The organism is Richelia sinica FACHB-800 (genome assembly GCF_014698825.1).
In the GTDB taxonomy this organism is placed as follows: domain Bacteria; phylum Cyanobacteriota; class Cyanobacteriia; order Cyanobacteriales; family Nostocaceae; genus FACHB-800.
The window spans coordinates 125,356-147,435 of record NZ_JACJTT010000005.1 but is presented as its reverse complement, the minus strand read 5'-3'; the positions used below and the strand labels follow the sequence as shown (position 1 = coordinate 147,435).

At 41.5% G+C, this 22,080-nt stretch carries 15 protein-coding genes; 8 read left to right on the top strand and 7 right to left on the bottom strand.

Annotated elements, in window-relative coordinates:
- Positions 1-9: 9 nt before the first annotated feature.
- Positions 10-1,827: a GMC family oxidoreductase gene (locus H6G73_RS06500; RefSeq protein ID WP_190602432.1), complete on the bottom strand. Its 1,818-nt coding sequence runs from the start codon at positions 1,825-1,827 to the stop codon at positions 10-12.
- A 1,395-nt stretch (positions 1,828-3,222) separates the two neighbouring features.
- Here H6G73_RS06500 and H6G73_RS24740 point away from each other — a divergent pair.
- Both H6G73_RS24740 and H6G73_RS06490 read left to right on the top strand, forming a co-directional pair.
- Entirely contained in the window at positions 3,223-5,022 is a 1,800-nt protein-coding gene (locus H6G73_RS24740) for a M10 family metallopeptidase (protein WP_190602431.1), read from the top strand.
- A gap of 37 nt (positions 5,023-5,059) precedes the next feature.
- Complete coding sequence (locus H6G73_RS06490; protein WP_190602428.1) at positions 5,060-5,788, top strand: DUF429 domain-containing protein; 729 nt, start codon at positions 5,060-5,062, stop codon at positions 5,786-5,788.
- 26 nt (positions 5,789-5,814) lie between these two features.
- Here the strand turns inward: H6G73_RS06490 and glgP are convergent, their stop codons facing one another.
- On the bottom strand, positions 5,815-8,379 hold the full coding sequence (gene glgP / locus H6G73_RS06485; protein WP_190602427.1) for an alpha-glucan family phosphorylase: 2,565 nt from the start codon (positions 8,377-8,379) through the stop codon (positions 5,815-5,817).
- A gap of 502 nt (positions 8,380-8,881) precedes the next feature.
- Positions 8,882-9,073, bottom strand: coding sequence for a hypothetical protein (locus H6G73_RS06480; protein WP_190602425.1), 192 nt, complete (start codon positions 9,071-9,073; stop codon positions 8,882-8,884).
- Between the two features lie 439 nt (positions 9,074-9,512).
- Here H6G73_RS06480 and H6G73_RS06475 point away from each other — a divergent pair, with 439 nt between their 5' ends.
- Together H6G73_RS06475 and H6G73_RS06470 are read left to right on the top strand one after the other, a co-directional pair.
- On the top strand, positions 9,513-12,041 hold the full coding sequence (locus H6G73_RS06475) for a mannose-1-phosphate guanyltransferase (protein WP_190602422.1): 2,529 nt from the start codon (positions 9,513-9,515) through the stop codon (positions 12,039-12,041).
- A gap of 199 nt (positions 12,042-12,240) precedes the next feature.
- Complete coding sequence (locus tag H6G73_RS06470) at positions 12,241-13,410, top strand: homocysteine biosynthesis protein (protein ID WP_190602420.1); 1,170 nt, start codon at positions 12,241-12,243, stop codon at positions 13,408-13,410.
- 121 nt (positions 13,411-13,531) lie between these two features.
- On the opposite strand, the gene H6G73_RS06465 is transcribed toward H6G73_RS06470, so the two are convergent.
- Positions 13,532-14,539, bottom strand: a complete 1,008-nt coding sequence (locus H6G73_RS06465) for a hypothetical protein (RefSeq protein ID WP_190602418.1) — start codon at positions 14,537-14,539, stop codon at positions 13,532-13,534.
- A 379-nt stretch (positions 14,540-14,918) separates the two neighbouring features.
- On the opposite strand from H6G73_RS06465, the gene H6G73_RS06460 reads away from it, so the two are divergent.
- Complete coding sequence (locus H6G73_RS06460) at positions 14,919-15,827, top strand: tetratricopeptide repeat protein (RefSeq protein WP_190602416.1); 909 nt, start codon at positions 14,919-14,921, stop codon at positions 15,825-15,827.
- A gap of 134 nt (positions 15,828-15,961) precedes the next feature.
- Here H6G73_RS06460 and H6G73_RS06455 read toward each other — a convergent pair whose 3' ends face one another.
- On the bottom strand, positions 15,962-16,576 hold the full coding sequence (locus H6G73_RS06455) for a TMEM165/GDT1 family protein (RefSeq protein ID WP_190602414.1): 615 nt from the start codon (positions 16,574-16,576) through the stop codon (positions 15,962-15,964).
- 338 nt (positions 16,577-16,914) lie between these two features.
- On the opposite strand from H6G73_RS06455, the gene menB reads away from it, so the two are divergent.
- The gene (menB, locus tag H6G73_RS06450) at positions 16,915-17,748 is read left to right on the top strand and encodes a 1,4-dihydroxy-2-naphthoyl-CoA synthase (protein WP_190602411.1); all 834 of its coding nucleotides are present in this window, start codon (positions 16,915-16,917) and stop codon (positions 17,746-17,748) included.
- Between the two features lie 138 nt (positions 17,749-17,886).
- On the opposite strand, the gene H6G73_RS06445 is transcribed toward menB, so the two are convergent.
- Both H6G73_RS06445 and H6G73_RS06440 read right to left on the bottom strand, forming a co-directional pair.
- Positions 17,887-18,201: a hypothetical protein gene (locus tag H6G73_RS06445; RefSeq protein WP_190602409.1), complete on the bottom strand. Its 315-nt coding sequence runs from the start codon at positions 18,199-18,201 to the stop codon at positions 17,887-17,889.
- A 628-nt stretch (positions 18,202-18,829) separates the two neighbouring features.
- The gene (locus H6G73_RS06440; RefSeq protein ID WP_190602407.1) at positions 18,830-19,393 is read right to left on the bottom strand and encodes a DUF721 domain-containing protein; all 564 of its coding nucleotides are present in this window, start codon (positions 19,391-19,393) and stop codon (positions 18,830-18,832) included.
- Between the two features lie 201 nt (positions 19,394-19,594).
- On the opposite strand from H6G73_RS06440, the gene H6G73_RS06435 reads away from it, so the two are divergent.
- Positions 19,595-21,028: an SPOR domain-containing protein gene (locus tag H6G73_RS06435; RefSeq protein ID WP_190602405.1), complete on the top strand. Its 1,434-nt coding sequence runs from the start codon at positions 19,595-19,597 to the stop codon at positions 21,026-21,028.
- A gap of 185 nt (positions 21,029-21,213) precedes the next feature.
- Positions 21,214-21,918, top strand: coding sequence for a PspA/IM30 family protein (locus H6G73_RS06430; protein WP_190602402.1), 705 nt, complete (start codon positions 21,214-21,216; stop codon positions 21,916-21,918).
- Positions 21,919-22,080 lie beyond the last annotated feature (162 nt).

The window sequence follows — 22,080 nt, the reverse complement described above, 5'->3', positions numbered from 1 at the left end:
TTGCGAATCCTAAGAGTTCAAGTCTTTGAGCATCTGTTCAACAGCCAAAAAACTCAGTGCTGCAACGGTTAGTGTCGTATTTGAACTACCAATAGTTGGCATACTTCCTGCACCAAGTAGGTAGAGATTATTATGATCCCAAGAACGCAGATATCTATCAATCACTGAATTGTGTGGCGTTGTTCCCATCACATGAGTGCCAGAAAAGTGGTTCCCTCCTCTGTAGAAGTAACCTTCACCCTCAAACTCAAAATAGGCAGGGTCTGAAGGATCATAGTGAGTATAGTCTTCCGCACCCAACCGTTGAAAAATCACACGAGAAAGTTTTCTCGTATAGGCCAAGGTGCGAAGAGAGTAATCAGATAGGTTGAAGGAAATAACTGGTCGATAATTACCCAATTGATCCTTGTATTTTGGATCGATGGTGACTCGGTTACTGGGGTCGGGGGGTAATTCGCACATGAAAGCTAACAGCAGTTGCCTGGAAATCCGACTAATCAATGTTTGCCGCAGTTCTTCACCATATTTGTTTTTATTGTCAACGGCATCTAAAACTTCCGTATAGGGTGATCCGGTAGCCCATCCCCAACCATCATTGTGAATATCTACCGCGAAGGCAGATTGTTTATGACGAAATGCACCTTTACGAAATGTGCCGATACCCGATGTCACCAGAGGCCCACGCATAGTTCCCGTTACTTCTGGCATTAAAGCCCAAGCTAAGGTGAAAGGGTGATCCATCAAATTGCGACCCATTAGTCCGCTGGTGCTAGGCAACTCAGAAGCAAGCATCAAACGGGCATTTTCCACCGCATTAGCTGCTAAGACAAATAAATGACCCTTAGCGATTCCAGTGATATGTTGAGGAGAATTAGGGTCATCATAGCGTTTATAGTGAATGGCACTCACACGACCAGTTTCAGAATTAATCTCTACCTGGTAAGCCACTGCTTGGGAAAGCAAATGAACTCGACCAGTATGGAAAGCTTTCACTAAAGTTCTGCGGGCATCATATTTGGCTTGCACCGGACAGATAGGGACACAGTTAGCATTTCCTTGGCAACGTTCCCCGTACTGAACAGGATGGGTAGCAGCAACTCCTTCAGGAACGAAGACATTACCATGATCATATTTAGGATTGGGTACACCATTACGACCTTGTGGAAAAGTCGCAAAGCTCAATTCCAGAGTTTCGTCATAGAGTTGAACTTTAGTCCCACTTACTTTCTCAATTACTTGCTGATCCAAATAGGAAGGAGGCAGCTTTTCCATAGGAAAAACATAGCCTTCTTCAAATATGACACCCAGTTTTTCTTGCTCTTCCCTGTCCCCACAAACCCCAATTTCATGTTCTGCTTTGCGGTAGTAGGGCATCAGGTCCTCATAGCTAATTGGCCAATCTAGACCTTGACCATAGAGAGTCTGTAACTGGAAATCTTCCGGTAACATACGTGGGGTTTTCGCTTCCCAGTGCATAGTTGTGCCACCAGGAACTCTCGTATAGGAACCCCCAAGTTTCATCGGGCCTCTTTCTATAAAATAATCTCCAATCTCATTAGGACTTAGAGCATTGGGATTTTTGGGATATGGGGCGTTTGCGTCTTTGGATGCAGCACTGTAGAAGGTATCTACATAACTTTGAAAGCCTGCAAGGGAGAAATCCTTAGTTTTTCCTGCCTCTAGGATTAAGACTGTTTTACCTTGTTGACTCAATTCCTTGGCAACAATAGCTCCAGCCACTCCTGCTCCGACAATAACTGCATCATATGTTGTTGCCGCAACGGTCTGGCAATCGACAGATGCGACACGTGTCTGACTGTGACTCATTAGTTACTCCTAAAAGATGACTTTTTGGACTCTTTGGTATGAATCTATGGGGCAATATCTCCAGATCCTGAAAGGAGTTTTGCGTGGAAAATATTTTTTTTCAAAAATTAATCAATGATGGGAGGGAGTGAATTAAGGAATTCCATCTATTTCGATGGTGGCCAGCGGCTTCTTCAACAAAAGTCCCCACAGTATATTTGTCATAGGGTTTAGTAACTTGCTCGTAGGTTATCTCTAATTCCACTGAATTTAGAAGGGCAAATTTACCTGCTCAGAGTGAAGACGATTCTGGTAGTCGATTTCTGAATTTTTCGATGAATTGTATCTGTAAATTTACAAAGCTTGTAAATTATGGCGTTGGTAACAACACCTATAATCAAAACTGCAAATACGTGGGAATTCATCCGTAAGTAAACATAAATACATGAAAGTATACGCGACTTAACTGTCCTTTAGATTTTTACACATGCAATTTCCATAATTAGATTGGTCAAAATGCTCACACCACAAGAGTTATTGGCACTTCTACTAGGCAAAATAGATGTTTTTAGCTGAACAGGGGATTTGTTAACTTTTCTCAAAAGCACGGGAACTAAACTCAAAAACCCTTATCAACAAGACTTTTTATGCACAATAAACATCTAGTGCAATAGAAAGTTAGTGCTAAACAAAAATACTCAAATTCTGGGTTTGATGTTTTTGCATAAACTTTACTGCCAAATTTAAAAACCCTGTTTTGGGTTTGTTATCAAGTCCCACAAGATTATTTATTTCCTGAAAGCTCCTTAATTGCTCTTTTATCAAATATCACAATCATACTGTTGTTGAGAATTGCCATAAATAACGGAATGAATATATTTTTTAGCTAAGGATAATTACTACTGCTGATGCCTTTTCTCTAGCTATGTATACAGAGGACATCATCAGCATAAATACATTCACCAAGAGAATTTCCATTTCTGATCAGCCTCCTCTCCATGAGATGCTGAAAGCATAAATTGATCAAGCTTTGAGAGGTTTTATTTGAACTATCCAAGCGGCATATTCCATATCTTGCTTCGTGAATTAGCGCATTGAGGAATAGTGTATAAGATACGGAATATGATTTTGCTTAAAGCCGTAATTCTACTGCATAAACGTCTTTTATCCCATTTAATAGTTCGGTGTTATTGACCTTTTTTATCAGTGTGAAATAAGTCAATATTATAACTATGGCAGACATATCTGCTCAGTGAAATATATTTCTTTTCCTCACTTACTTGAACGATAATTCAGGACTTGTAAGGAATAGAAGGGTTTTATTAGGTAAATCACCAAGAGCAATTAATTCAGTAATTGTACTAAAAAATAAGTTCAAAAAGTACCTGATGTGCAGATGTCAGGAGGAGCGGGGCTATGAGTGGAGATTACCAAATAGATAGCCTCTTGAGTGGCTATAAATGGCAAACAAATACTATTACTTTTAGTTTTTTCAATGGTGGAAGATATTACGGTACAGAAACAGTTTCTCCAGTTAGCGAAGCAATTAAACAAAATGTTCGTTATATTCTGTCCAATATCATTCAGCCATTAATTAACGTCAATTTCGTGGAAGTATCCGACAGTGAATCTAGCTATGGACAAATCCGCTACATGTTGTCTAATAATGCTAGATACGCCTATGCTTACTATCCTACTGGCACTAATCAAGCTGGGGATGTATTTTTAAATCCTGACTTTGACCATAATTTAGACACGAATGGATTTCAAGGGGGTGTTGGTACTCATGGTTTCATGAGTTTGATTCATGAGACTCTACATGGTTTGGGTTTAAAACATCCTGGTTTTGCAAGTGAACCTCCTTATCTCCCATCCAGTGAAGATAACACCACCAATTCAGTGATGACTTATAACTTTACTGGTAACTCTGCATCCAATCCTATGCCTTATGACATTAAGGCACTTCAATACCTTTATGGTGCCAGAAGTTATAACAGTGGCAACACGACTTATACCTTTGATACTGTGTTTGGCTATAGTGATGGCAGTCAATATAGAGGTAGTACCACTAAAGCCACTAAACTGAGTATTTGGGATAGTGGTGGTGTAGATACTCTCAATTTCTCTCGGTTAAGCACTAATGATTCCTACCGCTTTGATTTAAGAGAAGGGGGAATGCTGACCAGCAAAAGTGCTTACAATGGCACTTCCTATGAAGATTGGGATGATACAACTAACACTACCTACTATACAACTACCAATGGTACAGCGATCGCTTATGGCGTGACTATTGAAAATGTCATTGGTAGTGCTAGCAATGACACCATTATTGGTAACGATGCTGCTAACAATTTTAATGGGGGTACAGGTAACGATTATCTCCAAGGTAATGCAGGTAATGATATTCTCACTGGCAATACTGGCAATGACACTATTGATGGTGGTACGGGAATAGATACGGTTAGTTATCAAAGTGTGACATCAGCAGTGAATGTCAACTTAGCTACTGGTATTGCTTTAGATGGACAGGGAGGTAGAGATACCCTATTTAATCTTGAAGTAATTAATGGTTCTGCATACAACGATACCCTGATTGGTAATAGTGGTAATAATTCCTTTGCTGGGGGTAGGGGTAACGATGTCATTAATGGTGATGGTGGTAATGACTCGTTCAATGGTGGTTTAGGTAACGATACTCTCAATGGTGGTGCAGGTATTGATATTGTTAATTATCAAAATGCCACTTCAGCGGTCAATGTCAACTTAGGTATAGGTGTGGGTTTAGATGGACAAGCTGGTAGAGATAGCTTGATAAATATGGAAGTTGCCATTGGTTCTATCTACAACGATACCCTGACAGGTAATACTGCTAATAATAACCTCACCGGTGGAAATGGAAATGATCTTCTCAATGGTGGTGCTGGTAGCGATGTGTTGATGGGTAGTGCGGGGAATGATACTCTCTATGGTGGGTTGAATGCAGATAACTTCGTGTTTAGTGCTGTCTCACAAGGCATTGATGTGATTAAAGACTTTTCCCGTGTGGGTGGAGATAAAATTCAAATTCAAAGTGCTAGCTTTGGAGCAACGGCAACAAATCTGAATTTATTTACTTACAATAGTGCTACTGGTGCTTTAAACTTTAATGGTAATCAGTTTGCAACGTTGAATACTAACTCCGGTTTTCAAGTTACCACAGATATTATCTTTATCTAATCATTGGTTGCCAATTGTCAGTTAAAAAGAAAAATGAATGAAATGTCTTGGTATTGATTTTGGTTGGAAATCTCAACCCAGTGGCCTTTGTTGCTTGGAATTACATGATGGACAATTGCAACTACTGGATTTAGAGCGAAAGGACAGCATAGCAGATATTTTGAATTGGATTGACCGAACTGTCAAACCAGAGGAACCAGCGATAATTGCTGTAGATGCACCTACCCTCATTCCCAATGCTACAGGTAGTCGTCTTCCGGACCAACTTAGTCACAAATACTTTGGTAAATATCACGCTGGTTGTTACCCAGCTAATCAAAATTTACCGTTTAGCGATCGCACCATTAGTTTTGGCTTAGAATTAGAATCCGGTGGTTTTGCCCATGCTCCTACCATTGAACCAAAAAAACCAGGTAGATATCAAATTGAAGTTTTTCCCCACCCAGCTATAGTTAATTTATTCGGTTTAGAACGTATCCTCAAATATAAAAAAGGACGACTCAGCGAACGTCGTTTAGAACTAATCAAACTTTATAATTACATCGTCAAAGTTCTTCCCACCCTCCAACCATCTTTAGTCTCTCCTTCCCTTCCTGCGGATGTTCCCTACACTGGTGCAGGACTCAAAAACCTAGAAGACCAACTCGATAGCTTAATTTGTGCTTACGTTGCAGCTTATTGGTGGTTTTGGGGGGAACAACGTAACCTGGTCTTAGGAGATGTAAGTACAGGTTACATTGTCATTCCCCAAAGAATTTCGGACTAATTAAAAATCCAAAATTCCCAGTTGATTTACTCAGCCCAAGCAATTAACCTGGGTTCATAAGGATTCGATAAGTAACGATGTCTGGGTAATACCCGTAGAGACAAGCCTTGTAAACCAGAGGTGGTATAGGTGATATTTCCTGTGTAAATACTTAAACCTTGGGAGTCTGGCCCTTGATAGTCCATGACCACAGGAATAGCGTTAACGATGTCACCGTTAGCATCTATGGAACCTTGATACAGTTCCACCTGCACATCATCATTGCTGAGTGTTGCTAAATCAACTTTGGCCTTCACCGCTACGGTTTGATTGACCTCAATATCAGCACTAGCAGATACATCAATATCTTTGATTTTGATACTGAACCAATGGTCGCTGAGATTTCCTCTCCATGCAGCTAGTTCTTTTGCTGGGGCATAGTTATCGGTAGTCAGGGTATGATAGCGATCGCTAGCGGGGAAATATGCTCGTTCGGCATATTCTCTCACCATCCGTGCTGTATTAAAGAACGGACAGTTTAACCGAATTGCATCTTTCATTTTTTCCACCCAAGGACGGGGTAACCCATCTACATCACGGTGGTCATAAAAGAGGGGAACAACTTCCTTCTCCAATAAATCGTAGAGGGCATTAGCTTCTACCTCATCCTGATAATTGGGGTCTTCGTAATTTTCCCCATGACCGATGGCCCAACCTGTACGGACATAATCAGCTTCATCCCACCAACCATCTAGTACACTTAAATTAGGTAAGCCATTCATAGCGGCTTTCATTCCGCTTGTACCCGAAGCTTCACGGGGACGACGGGGGGTATTTAACCAAATATCACAACCGGCTACCATTAACCGGGAAATGTGAATATCGTAATTAGGAACAAATACCACTTGTTTTTCTAAATGGTGTTCGCGGATAAAGTGATTGATATCACGAATTAATTCTTTACCGGGAATATCTTTCGGGTGTGCTTTTCCCGCAATCACAAATTGCACTTTCCGGTTTTTGTTACCTAGTAAAATGCGCTTTATTCTTTCTAAATCACGCATCCATAGGGTAGCACGTTTATAGGTAGCAAATCGCCGTGCAAAACCGATAGTTAAGGCATTGGGATCAAGCACTTCTTTCGCTTGGACAATTTCCGAAGCAGAAGCACCGCGATCGCGCAAATGTTTGACTAAATGCTCCCGCACATAGACAATCATATCTAGACGGCAGCGTTCGTGATTGCGCCACAATTCTTCATCGGGAATGGTGTCCATTCTTTCCCATAGCTGATTATCGGGTGGTGCAGATGACCAGTTGGGTCCCAGATAGCGATCGTATAACTCTTGTGTAGACTTAGCAACACAACTGCGGGCATGAACCCCGTTAGTAATAGAAGAAATTGGTACTTCTTCCACAGGGACTTTTTGCCACAGACCTTGGAACATTTGCCGGGAAACCACACCGTGGAGTTTAGCCACACCATTAGAAAATGTGGCCATTTTCAAGGCTAACACCGCCATACTAAAAGGTGAGGATAAGTCCCCCGTATTTTCCCTTCCCAACCCTAAAAATTGTTCTTTGGGTAAATTAAAGATATCCGCGTAGTACCCCAGGTAATACAAAATTTTATCAGGAGGGAACAAATCAATACCCGCAGGCACGGGAGTATGGGTAGTAAAGATATTACTAGAAGCGACCACCTGTCTAGCTTGATGGTAACTCAACCCCTGTTCTTGAATCAAAATGCGGATGCGTTCTAGGGCTGAGAAAGCCGCGTGACCTTCGTTCATATGGTAGGCACTGACTTCATACCCCAAAGCTTTCAACAACCTTACACCACCAATACCCAGCATAATTTCCTGGTGGATACGCATATCAATATCACCCCCATACAACTGGTCGGTGATATCGTGGTCGTAGGGGTTGTTAGGCTCAATATTAGTGTCCAGCATATATAAGGGGACTGTTCCCACTTGGACACGCCATACCCTAGCGTAGACTTTACGGCCTGGATAGTCTACGGCAATTCGCAATTCAGAACCATCAGCATTGCGTTCTAAATGCAAGGGCATGTTATAGAAATCATTGATGGGGTAACGTTCTTGTTGCCAACCATCAATATTCAGATACTGGGCAAAATATCCCTGTTGGTAAAGCAAACCAATACCAACTAAGGGTAAACCTAAATCACTCGCAGATTTGAGATGGTCTCCAGCTAAAACACCTAAGCCACCAGAATACACTGGTAAACAGTCTACTAAGCCAAACTCAGCGGAGAAATAAGCGTAGCATTCTTTAGGAGATTGACCCCGTTGTTTCTTATACCAAGTCCGTTCTTGCAAATAATCTTCTAATTGACGGGCAGCGCGGTCCATTTGCGCTAAAAAACCGTCGTCTTCCACCACTTCAGACAGCCTAGCTTGGCTGATGGTTCCCAGCATAAGCACTGGGTTATGATGACTGGATTCCCATAAATCCTGGTCTAAACGGCGAAATAAGTCTTTTGTCTCGACATTCCAATCCCAATGTAGATTGTACGCTAATTTTCGTAATGGTTCTAGTCGAGAAGGTAATGAAGGCGATACGTTAAAAGTGCGAATTGGCTGCATAAGTTGGCAAAACTCCAAATTCTGCTATGGCTATTGTTTACTGTCTTGTCCTAATGTTGCCAACTCTTTATACAGTGTTTTTTGAAGATCCTATGACTTTGTTAAGCATGAATTACTATTCTGACGCTTACGGCTGGATTTTACACCCAAATTATTATCACCTCTTAACGCAAAGAGCGGAGAGCGATCGCTCTCTACGTCACCAAAATTAATATTTTGATACAAGCCTGGCGTTGTTGAACTAGAGATTGACAATCTTACATTACCTGTTGGGGATACCTCCACAACACAAATTAACCATCATAGAAGATGTAAATTGCCAGTTTGGGATTGTTTTCATCATCAGCAAAAAATCTCAAATTTTCATCTCATCAGTCAGTGTAATAAACTATGTAGAGAGGTTATATGTAACATCTCTACACTTAAGGAGAAAACAATCTTTATGAGATAAACAATTTCTTTCTCACACCCTTATACCCTGATGTAAAGCAATTAACAATAACTAACCCTTCAACGCTTTTTTAAAATTACGTCGATAAGATTCATTAACTACATATAAAGCTGGCCACAGCAGCGAAAAGCCCAGACGATTCACCAAAGTTGGATTAAAATTAGTCCGAGAAAATCCTTTCCAGAATTTCCAAGCTCCACCAACATAAACTACTATCAAGCCCAAAATAATTAATTTGGTCATTTCTATCAACTCCGTGAGCAACTGACAGAATTTTATTTACAAGCTATCACACAATCTTGCTTCTCTACCGAGGAAAGAGAAAATTTATGGCTGGCTGCGATCAAAGTATGAACAGGAAAAACAGAAAACTGAGGGTAAAAAATCGCATCACATTACCATTGAGCAAAAACTTAAGCATTTATTTTTTTGCTTGATGAGGTTAGTATAACTTACTTTTAGTGTAAACTAAAGAACATATCTATTTCCAATTATACTGGATCAATTCCACCTTGCCTGGAAACTGGTGGTTAATCCCCAATTTAAAATTCTCAGTCTTATATCTCCAGATGCGTCTTGTGGAAGTTCCACAAAAATCAACATCCATAGGAGACTAAATAGAGGAAAACACAAGATATTTACTTAAATCTTGGTGCAGTACAGGCTGCAAATAGGAGGTTTTATGCGTGCAGTGCTTATGGCAGGTGGTTCAGGGACGCGGTTACGCCCGTTAACATGCGATTTGCCTAAACCAATGGTTCCTATCCTCAATCGGCCTATTGCTGAACACATCATTAATCTTCTTAAACGTCATCAAATTACAGAAGTAATTGCGACATTGCATTATTTACCTGATGTGTTGCGCGATTATTTTCAAGATGGCAGCGATTTCGGGGTACAAATGACCTACGCTATCGAAGAAGACCAGCCTTTAGGAACCGCAGGTTGTGTCAAAAATATCGCAGAACTGTTAGATGAAACTTTTTTAGTCATTAGCGGAGATAGTATTACAGATTTTGACTTGACAGCCGCTATTGAATTTCACAAACAGAAAAAATCAAAAGCAACTTTAGTTCTCACTCGTGTTCCTAACCCCATTGAATTTGGGGTAGTGATTACAGATGAAGATGGCAAAATTAACAGATTTTTAGAAAAACCTTCAACAAGCGAAATTTTCTCGGATACCGTTAACACCGGTACATATATTCTCGAACCAGAAGTTTTAGAATATTTACCAGAACATACAGAATGTGATTTTTCTAAAGATTTATTTCCCTTATTATTAGCTAAAAATGAACCAATGTATGGTTACATTGCTCAAGGTTATTGGTGTGATGTTGGTCATTTAGATGCTTATCGGGAAGCTCAATATGATGCCTTACAAGGTAAAGTAAAACTAGATTTTGCCTATCAACAAGTATCCCCTGGGTTATGGGTAGGACAAAATACTTACATTGAACCTTCAGCGATTATTGAAACACCGGCTGTAATTGGTAGTAACTGCCGAATTGGGGCGCGAGTCAATATTGAAGATGGCACTGTGATTGGTGATAATGTCACCATTGGGGCTGATGCCAATTTGAAGCGTCCTATTGTTTGGAACGGGGCAATTGTCGGTGATGAAGCACACCTATCAGCTTGTGTAATTTCACGAGGAACTCGTGTCGATAGACGGGCCCATGTTTTAGAAGCGGCTGTGGTGGGTTCTCTATCTACTGTGGGAGAAGAAGCACAAATTAGCCCTAGTGTCAGAGTGTGGCCGAGTAAAAAAATCGAATCTGGTGCGGTTTTAAATATCAATTTAATTTGGGGTAATACTGCTCAAAGAAATTTATTTGGACAACGGGGAGTACAGGGATTAGCAAATGTAGATATTACTCCCGAATTTGCGGTGAAATTAGGTGCAGCCTATGGTTCTACACTTAAACCCCGTTCTCAGGTGACGGTTTCCCGTGACCAGCGTAACGTCTCCCGTATGGTGACGCGATCGCTCATTGCTGGTTTAATGTCCGTAGGTGTAGATATTCAAAACCTTGATGCCACAGCCATTCCCATTACCCGCACCATTATTCCCACCATGGGTGCAGCTGGTGGTATCCATGTGCGTGTCCACCCAGACCGCCCTGATTATATTTTGATTGAATTCATGGATGGTAAGGGGATTAACATCTCCAAAGCCCAAGAAAAGAAAATCGAAGGGGCTTATTTTAAAGAAGATATGCGCCGGGCCCAACTCCATGAAATTGGGGATGTAGCATACCCCAGCCAAGTGATTGACCGCTATTGCACAGCCTTTGAAAAATTATTACACGTCCACACACTACGCCACAGTCGCGCCAAAGTAGTCATTGACTATGTGTATGCAGTATCTGGGGCAGTATTACCCCAAATGTTAGATAAATTTGGGGCAGACGCGGTAGTTCTCAATGCCAGTTTAAATAAAAATGCTGTCTCCACCACCGACCGAGAAGGACTGTTAACCCAGCTAGGCCACGTAGTCGAAGCCCTCAAAGCTAACTTTGGTGTACAAGTATCTGCCAATGGTGAACAACTGATTTTAGTAGACGAATCAGGATATCCCATCCGGGGAGAAACTTTGACAGCCTTAATGGTGGATATGATTTTAACTTCTAACCCCAGAAGTGCTGTAGTTGTGCCGGTTCACGCTTCCAGTGCAGTAGAACTAGTGTCCCGTCGTCATGATGGTAAAGTAATCCGCACCAAAGCTAACCCCACAGCCTTGATGGAAGCTTGCCAGAAAAACTCTAATGTGGTTTTAGGTGGTAGTGGGGACACCGGATTTATTTTCCCCCAACTACATCCGGGTTTTGATTCCATGTTCTGTATTGCCAAGTTAATAGAAATGTTAACAATTCAAGAGCGATCGCTGGCTGCTGTTCGTTCCGAATTACCCCGCGTCATTCACAGAACCTACACCATTAGGTGCCCTTGGACAGCCAAAGGGGCACTTATGCGCTATTTAGTAGAAACCCACCCAGCCCAAAATCTAGAACTCATTGATGGGGTAAAAATTTGTCAACCCTACGATGATAATTGGATTTTAGTCTTACCAGATGCAAGCGAACCTTTAGTACATTTATACGTAAATGGTAGCGATCGCGATTGGGTAGACGAGACTTTACGAGATTATCGTAGCCGCGTGCAAAAATTTGTGGAAAGAGAACAAGAAAATCACGCTTTGGAAGTGTGAAGAATGAGGGGACAGAGAGAAGAAGACAGAAGTTACAGGAGTTGCAGGAGTTACAGAATAATTAATGCCATTTCTGTTTAATTCTTGCATTTTTAAACTCCTGTTCGCGTAGTGTGGCGTAGCCATACTTCTACACTTCTTCCCATAACCTACTCTCCGTCCACCTAGTTCCTTCCAGTGCAACCAAATACGAGCCAATATGCGAACAATTGCCGAAATTAACGACAAAATTACTCGAAAAAGTGCAGTAGTATTAACAGTCGAAGAATTAAAAGCGCGAGTAGCAGCAGTGGGTGTGACTAAAGCTGCTAAAGAAGTTGACGTAATAACAACTGGCACCTTCGAGCCAATGGAATCAAGCGGTGCAATTATTAACTTAGGACATACCGACCCACCAATTAAAATTCGTCGTTGTTGGTTAGATGGGGTACAAGCATATTCTGGGTTTGGTGCAGTTGACTTGTATTTGGGTGCAAGTTGTTCCGTGGACTCTATTGATGGGGAAGAAGTCAAAGAACGTGGTGGTGGCCATGTGATTGAGGATTTAATCGCCGGTAAACCCATACATGTGAGGGCTGTGGGACAAGTTACAGATTGTTATCCCAGAGCCACCTTTGAGACGACAATTACCCGCGACACTATTAATCAATTTTATTTATTTAATCCCCGCAATTTATATCAAAATTTTATTGTTGGGGTGAATGGAGGCGATCGCCCACTGTTTACCTATCTTGGTCCCCTACAACCCAGATTAGGTAACGCCGTTTATTCCAACCCAGGTGCAATATCTCCCCTACTCAATGACCCTGAATTGCAACTCGTAGGTATTGGTACACGCATTTTTTTAGGCGGTGGAATTGGTTATGTCGCTTGGGAAGGCACACAACATTTTCCCTTACAAAAGCGGTTGCCTAACCGTACACCCATTGGCCCATCTGCAACCTTAGCATTAATTGGTGATGCCAAACAAATGGACGCTCGTTGGGTACGGGGTTGTTATTTTAAAAGCTATGGGCCTTCCTTAATGATGGGTGTAGGTGTTCCTCTACCTGTATTAAACGAATCAGTCATAGAACACTGTGCAGTCCAAGACAAAGACTTAGTAGCGCCAATAGTAGACTTTTCTATTCCCCGACGTGTTCGTCCTACCTTTGGCTTAGTCAGTTATGCACAACTCAAATCTGGACGTATTGCCATTGAAAATCGCAACGTGCGAGTTGCACCCCTAGCCAGCCTATTTTTATCGCGGAAAGTGGCATCAGAGTTAAAACAATGGATAGAAGCTGGTAAATTTACCCTCACCGAGCCAGTAGCCTCAATCCCGATGGAGCGTTCTTTTCTGCCACAGGATAGGTGGTTGGATTTTTGAGGGGGCAGGAGTATGCCTACGGCACGCTGGGCGAACAGGAGTTCAGAATTAATAAGTGCTGAGTAGAAATAACATCCCCCAGCACTTATGATTAATTATTTAGCTATCTAAGCTTCAGCACTTATGACTCTGGTGGTTTTGGCCGTTTTACAGGTTTAGGAGCAGGTGCTTTTGAAATCGGCTTAGAAATTGGTGCGGATTCATCACCTCTTTTCTTAATGGGACGTGGGGTTTCGCCATTGCGTCTAGGAGGAAATGGTTTTCTGCTACCACCACCACGCGGTCCACCTGGTTTGAAAGGAGGTCTGCGTTTTTTGGGTAAATCAGCGATCGCTTCCGCATTTTCTACAACTAAGGCATCAGCTTCTCGCTTGACATTAAAGTCCCAAAACTTGCCTACAGCCTTTGTTACCAGCACACCCTGTAGCTTCAATTTAAAATATTTAGGCTTATCTGTAGGTTTACGTGGAGCCTGTTTAATCTTGACTACTAAATTTTTAGCATCATGAGACTGGTAAACAACTTCACCACGCACAGAAAAGCCACCGTCTGGAATTTCTGAGGAGGGTATCAGAGATTCTGGATTTTCTGAAGATTTTTTCTCGGTAGTATTCTTAGGAGCCTCTAATTGCTCTGAATCTACATCCTCATCGTCATCTGGGAAATTTTTCGCCAGGTTCTCTGGCTCCCAAACGCCGACAATCTGCAAATGTAATTGATCATTTTCTTGTCTGGTGCGGGGATAAACTACCCACAGATGTTCTTTTTCTAGATCCAAATGATTTTTGACTAAACTCATAATCCGACCGAGCAGGACGGCATTGAGTTCTACACCATCTGATGTCACCAGCATTCCTTGTGTAAACTGTTCACTGCTGGCGCAATAGCAACCTCTAACTAAACCAATAGCTCGATATTGCATTGGTTCGCTAGGCGGTGGAATCGGTTGCTGGCGATTGAGAGCATTTCCTTCAGATTGACCCTCGCTAGGGTTGTCTGATGAATTGTTAGCTGGAGTGACTGGTTCTGCTACTGTATTCACATTAGCAACAATCTGGGTTTTATTTTGTTCCTCATTAGAGGCAGGAGAATGGGAGGGTTCAGAAGACGGCATCAGGTCGGAAGTCATAAAAACTCCTTGCGGCGGAGACACATCCCATTGTGGGATTTGATAAAGCAGCTGGAAAGAGGGTTGGTACAGCTAGCTGATTAAAGTATATTTCCTTTTAATCTAGCTACCCTGTCGTTCCCTGTGCGAAATAAAGACGCAAAATCTCACATTTAAACACTAAATGTGTAATCTAGCGTCTTTAGTTCAGTTTCGGAAGCATAGCATAGCTACAATTCTCACGGCTCCCCCTAAAGTCATCACTTACTTTAGCAGGATATATAGATATTTGTTATAAAATTCACAGTCAAATCACCGTATTCCGCAAAGTTTTCGATTTTTTGGCTTGGCGATTTTTGATGATTCTCATTGCATTTCAATTTACAGGAAGGATACTATTGTGGCTCAACCACGCAACCGCTTGGTAGTTCAGGTCTTTTTAGTGATTGCAGTTTTAGCTTTTATTGGCATTTCTATACTGCCTATCATTGGTGCTTTTAATAATCAACCAGCTATATCGCCAAACAATGCTAATAGCAATAACAGCAACGTAGCTGCATCTGGTCAAAAAACAAAACTGGAAGATGAAGTTCGGGGTTATGAGTTGGTCTTACAACGGGAACCAGAAAATCAAACAGCCCTGAAGGGACTTTTACAAGCACGGCTACAGTTATTGAGTTTAAAATCTCAAGCGGAGGTTAAACCTGCTGATATTCAAGTTGTCATTGAACCTCTAGAAAAGCTAGTTAAACTTAATCCCCAAGAGTCGGATTATGCTGTTTTACTAGCACAAGCCAAACAGCAACTTGGTGATAAGGAGGGAGCAGCACAAGCTTATCGGTCAATTTTAACCACTAAACCTGGTGACCTTAAAGCTCTACAGGGCATGGTGAGTTTGCAATTGAGTGAAAAACGCCCTGAAGCTGCCATTGGTTTGTTACAAGACACTCTCACTGCCGCTAATCAAGCCAATACAATTCAGCCTGGAAGTGTAGATGTGATTGCCGTTCAGGTACTTTTAGGCAGCGTCTATGCTTCTCAAAAGAATTTCACTCAAGCAGCTTCTGTATATGATCAAGCCATTCAAAAAGATGGGAAGGATTTTCGTCCTGTTTTTGCCAAGGCAATGCTTTTAAAGGAAGAAGGGAAGATGGATGAGGCCAAGCCTTTGTTTGAAAGTGCTTCAGCTTTAGCACCTGCTCAGTACAAAGATGAGATTAACAAAGCTGCGACATTAGCTGTTCCCACTTCTGCACCTGGTGCTGCTCCCGCTTCTACTCCTTCCCCAGAAAGTACACCTAGTCCGTAAATTGACGAGTATGCCTACGCCACGCTGCGCGAACAGAAGGCAGAAGTTTAAAAATGCAATAATTGAGCAGTAATTGCATGAATTATTCTGTAACTCCTGCAACTCCTGTAACTTCTGTCTTCTTCTTCTCTATGTCACGGTTTACCAATAGCGGCGACAATACCAAAGATGATGAAAAGAAGTCCACCAATAAAGGTAATTTGTCGCTCGGAAATTCTACCAGCGATTAATTTCCCACCAATGACAGCTATTAATGCACAAATAGCATGACCTAAGATAGCACCTGCGGTGACACCTATCGGGTTATTACTTGCGGCTAAAGCAATGGTGGCGATTTGGGTGCGATCGCCCCACTCGGCTGCAAAGGTTAAAATAAAAGACTTGAACAATATTGTCCAAGGATTTTTTTGTTGTTCCTGTAAATGTGCATGTTCGACCGCCTCTTTTGCCTCTTCTACTACTTCTTGATCAGCAGCAGTTGACATCCGGCTAGCGTCATAGATGAGCTTTAAACCGAAGGCAATGAATAAAACTATTTCAGCATAATGAATATAAATTTTCGGCAGCAAGGAAGCGGCTTGACCAAATATCACTGACAAAATTGTCATGGCAGCTAAAGCAGCTGTTACCCCAGCAAATACTAATCGTCGTGAATGCTGCATTGACAAAATTACAGCAATAAAAAATGTTTTATCCCCTAGTTCGGAAACAGTAATTAGTAATAAACCTGCGGTAAAAGCTGTTAGCACTCTTTTTAGCTCCTAATTAATTTCCCGCCAACATGGAGCTTCAAGAGACAACAAAGACCTCACTGAAGCTCACACGCTTTCGGGTGTGAACTCAGTGAAGGTCTCGCTTTCAAATACTTTAATTCTTTGCCATCTAAACCAGGCTTATCGCCAGTATGTTGATTTAGATGCGCTGGCTTTTTTAGTTCATGCCAGCAGCTACTCCCCTTCGATTTGTCTTATATCGTACATCTTAGCGTATTGAGAGTCAAGAAATTCAGCTGTTTTGAGGATTTAGTTAAACTATACCCTCTCTGGCCGCGCTAAAATTTTCAAGCACAATAGCCTACTTTATCCCTATGCAAATTAATTGGAAAACCGTCAAACCCTACGAAGATATCCTCTATGAAAAAGCTGACGGTATCGCAAAAATCACAATTAACCGTCCCCATAAGCGAAATGCTTTCCGCCCAAAAACGGTATTTGAACTATATGAGGCTTTTTGTGATGCCCGTGAAGACTCAAGTGTAGGTGTAGTTCTGTTTACAGGGGCAGGCCCCCACACTGATGGTAAATACGCTTTTTGTTCAGGTGGAGACCAAAGTGTCCGTGGACATGCTGGCTATGTTGATGATGCAGGTATTCCTCGCTTAAATGTATTGGATTTACAGCGATTGATTCGTTCTATGCCCAAAGTTGTAATTGCTTTGGTAGCTGGGTATGCCATTGGTGGTGGTCATGTGTTGCATTTAATTTGTGATTTGACCATAGCGGCGGATAATGCCATTTTTGGGCAGACTGGCCCGAAAGTAGGCAGTTTTGATGGTGGTTTTGGTGCTAGTTATTTAGCGCGAATAGTAGGACAGAAAAAAGCGAGAGAAATTTGGTTTCTCTGTCGTCAGTATGATGCTCAACAAGCTTTAGAGATGGGCTTAGTTAATTGTGTAGTTCCCGTAGAAGAGTTAGAAAGTGAGGGTATTAAATGGGCACAAGAAATTTTAGAAAAAAGTCCTATTGCTATTCGTTGTTTAAAAGCAGCATTTAACGCTGATTGTGATGGACAAGCTGGTCTACAAGAATTGGCGGGCAATGCTACTTTGCTCTATTACATGACAGAGGAAGGAGCAGAAGGAAAACAAGCATTTCTGGAAAAACGCCCCCCTAATTTTCGCTCTTTTCCCTGGCTGCCTTAGAACTATCAATATCGCACCTGAGTATTAATAAGGGTGCGACATAATATTTACGCTAAACTTTACGACACCAAAATGTTTCAAACAAAATTTTATTTTATTGTCAATCAACCAGGTGTGAAGACAGTAGTAAAAAAGCTGCTAAATGAGCACTTTTTCTGTATGTGTGCCTGGTATGGCAGAGGATGGAGTTTCTTCAACAGCAGTAATTGTCAGGTTATCTAAATTGGAGTTGACTTTGTGAGTTGTAGATAGGACTGGTTGTGCTACTGGTAAACTCCAGGCATCCTCCAAAGTTTCCCAAGGTGGCGCAAAAGCAGGTACGGCTAAAGGACAGGCTTTCCAACCTGCTTGGACTGGTGCGCTCAACTGCTGACAAACTCCACCACGGCGACCTTCTGGTTGATAATGACGGCAATATCGACAGGCAGATGTTAAAACTTTAATTGGTTTCATTGGGCTTCATCTTCAGTGCCGTTAAGGACTAGTTATCACAGTTATATTTTCCGGCTATTACAAAACAGGTATTATTGCCAAGAAAGGATTATTTGCTATAGGTTCTAGCCATTATCATGAAAAAATAACTTTAGGAAGTTTTTAGATTCCTGTTATATTTGTAAATAATGGTTAGAGTATTTACCTAACAATTTTGATTAAAACTGAATGGGGATCAAGGGTAAGTAGCAAGTTTTAAATTTGGCGGTATTTTTTTAAACCCATTATGTAAACGAGACTATGCTCATAACTGTAAGTAAACTTGGGCTTAATTATTCGGCATTACACACATATTTTAGCAAAAAATTATCACGGTTATGGAAACATCATTGAGCGAATATATGAGCCAGGGCAGTTAATTACTGGAGAATGGAATGTTGTGTCCAGAATCTGGACCAGGGGGTTAATTGTAAAGCAGGAGGTAGAAATCAACTACACTTTACACTCATTAGATTACAGGCTAGGAGAAAAAAGTAGGGAAAAAATAAGTCGAAAGGAATAGGAGTTGTATTGAGGCTCAACAAAGCTAGGGATAGAAAATGTCTGAAAATTTCATATTGTTTTAATTCTTGATGAGTGTTGAGGATGTTCAATGTCTATTGTTCCCAGGAGAAAGCTGTTTAGCAACACACAGGCAACAAACTCCCCAACGTTGAAGTTCACCGGGTGGTGTGGGGCAGTGACATTGAGGACACAGAGGTAAATTGTGCGATCGCTCTTTAATGGCTTTGGCCCAATTTTCAAAGGCAGTCTGAGCATTGTTGACACCAGGTGGAAACTCTGAAGGGGTAATAGTTTGATGCTCTAAGTAGCTGGGATGGTCTGTTGCAGAAGCCGTGAAATTTTGTGGTTTGAGTGGCGATTTCTTCCAGTCCGCAGTAGAAAAACGAATATCGGCTATAGGTATACTCAGTTGTTGATTTAACTTACTCAAAATATTTTGTCGTCCAAAGGTCAAATTTTGTGCCCAAGCTGCACTAGAAGTAGCTACCCACAAAACATCACGCTGAATCGATAGGGGACGGGTATGTTTAGCCACTCCAGCACCAACTACTTCCGGCCAAAGCTTCAGCAGCTTTTGAAATGGGGGTTCTTCCCACTGAGGGGTTTGCTTGAGAGCACCTAAAATATCATTAACTGACTTGAGTGACATCTGATTGAAAGTAAATAACACTTAAGTTGGTTATAGAATAGACTTTCTACAAGATGAGGAAAAATTGTAGAAGTTGTATTCATTATTTCTTCTCCTACTTCCCCTACCTCTCCTACCCCCTACTCTCAATCCCCATATAATCGCTATATTGGCACAAAGTCTATTTCGAGTTCATTCATCTGTGTTGAAGACACCGTAGCTATGAGTCAAAATACTTATATCAATTCCTTTAATCGCTTATCTCAAGCACCTAGTTTAAAGCCTCAGTTAGCCACTGCTTTGGCCAGTTTGGAAGTACAACTAGATCAAGAATTGTCTCGGTATCGACGCACACGCAACGGAGCACCACCAGCAAATCAACGTCCGCAGTGGAATGAAGTAGCAACAACATTCGGTAGAAATCAATCATCAGGAATCAAGGCTCAACCAGAAGTTATTCCCCAGGACAGACAAATTTCCGCACCAACTAATCATGGGGAAATGTACAATCCTTTTCTCAATCCTTCTAAATTTCAAACCAATAAATCGAATTCACAGATTTCCTCACCTTCATCCCACTCTCAATTTTCTACACCCTCCCAGGCTTCCATACCCTCTTCTAGCCCCATACCATCATCAGTCAATACACCGGAACCTCAACCAGATTTTTCTAGTAGCCTAGTGCCAACAAATAAAACTGGGGAAAAGGAGACTTTACTTGATACAGATGAAACTCCTACCCATCCAGATGACTATTTAGAATCTAGTGAAGCTTTGCTGCGAAGCTTAACGGCAGAGGAAGAAGAGGAAGAAGAGTTAGCAACCCAGTCTAGTCATGGTAGTGATAGTTTGCTTTCACCAGTGGGTGTAGGTTCAATGCTGTTGCTATTATTCGCTAGTATCACTTTGGGTTATGTGGTGTTTAATCCCAACACTTTGCCGCATTTGCATTTAGATAAGTTATTTGCGGGTAATTCTGCTCCTCAGTCTGACTCAACTCCAGAGGTGACAGAGGGAACATCGGATAATATACCAACGAATAATATACCAACGAATAATATACCAACGACCACAACAGATCCATCACTCAAGCCCTTTATTCGATATCCCAATTTAGCGGCTCGTGAATTTACTCAAGTCAGAGATGCTAATGATGTTGTTGGTTTAAGTCCCAAGGAGCAACCAAAGCCTACTCAATTACCTAATTCAACTCAATTACCTAATTCAACTCAATTACCTAATTCAACTCAATTACCCAATTCATTAACTGTTAGACCACCGATTAATCCTATTCCTTCTACAGCTAATCTCCAGTCTGTACCGGACACCTCTTCAGTTGCTCCATTAACTAGTTTGAATAATGTTCCTAGTTCAGCATCACAAGCTCCAACCCCTAAAACTCAAACTGAGCCAAAGAATACAGCACCTTTACTAGATGAAGAAATCAAACCGTCAGCAGATGGTATTTTCTATGTAGTTACGGACAATCGAGGCGATGCTGCTTTAAATGCTGCACGTCAAGTAGTTCCTGATGCTTATTTATCTCGTAACCAAAGGTTGATTTATCTTGGTGCTTTAAAAACTAAGGAAGAAGTAAAACAGATGATCAAGCGGTTGGAGGCACAAGGAATTAAAGCCCGGTTACAAGCACAATAATCATCTCAAATCCAGATAGAACAGAAATATAGCAAAATATAGGTAGCAGTCCCATCTCTCCAAAATACCAATTTGGAATTGGGGAATTTTGGGCTGAAAGGGAATTTCAGGTTCTTACCTGTTCCCTGTAATTAAATCTAAAATCCATAGTTTCCTGGCTGGTAAACAGTGAAAGGAGAGGCGAAATGGAAGTGATGAAGCGGATGCTGCGGGTAATTCGCGCTAACCTCAATAGTTTGGTAGCCAGTCGGGAAGATCCAGAAATGATGCTGGAAAAGACCTTTGCCCAGATGCAAGAAAATTTGGTGCAATTTCGGCGCGGGGTAGCGGAGGCGATCGCTACTCAAAAACGCACGGAACGACAAGCCATAGCAGCCCGCTCCTATGAGGAAGAATGGTATCGTCGCGCTCAGTTGTCTTTACAGCAAGGAAATGAATTACTGGCACGGGAAGCCCTGACAAAACGTCGGCTTTACCAAGAAACTGCGACAGCCCTTTTCAGCCAAATCGAGCAGCAAAAAGAGGTGGTGGAGAAGCTGAAACAGGATATGCGGAGTTTAGAGTTAAAAATCAACGAAGTGCGAACGAAAAAAGATATGTATATTGCTCGCGCTCGTTCAGCTGAAGCTGCTTATCGTCTTCAGGAAATGCTCCATGGGCTGAGTGACGCGTCTAGTCTAGCGGCTTTTGAACGTATGGAGGAGAAGCTCATACAAATTGAAGCACAATCGGAAGCGATCGCCCAAATTAGTGGCGAGAATCTGGAACGACGATTCGCGGATTTGAAATCTACTAATGAGATAGATGGGGAATTGGCGGCGATGAAAAATCAAATGCTAATGCCACCAGATACCACACAACCAGATAATAACCCTCAACAATCTACATAAACTAAGGTGCAACTTGAGCAAAAATCCTGATTTCCAGATGATTCATCCTGAGTATAGGCAGTGAATCTAGCTAATTTACCTCTTGATGATTCAGAATGGAAAGAGAGACTAATGCCAAGTAAAAAGATTAGATTGAAAAGTAGCTATTAAAAATTAAACAAG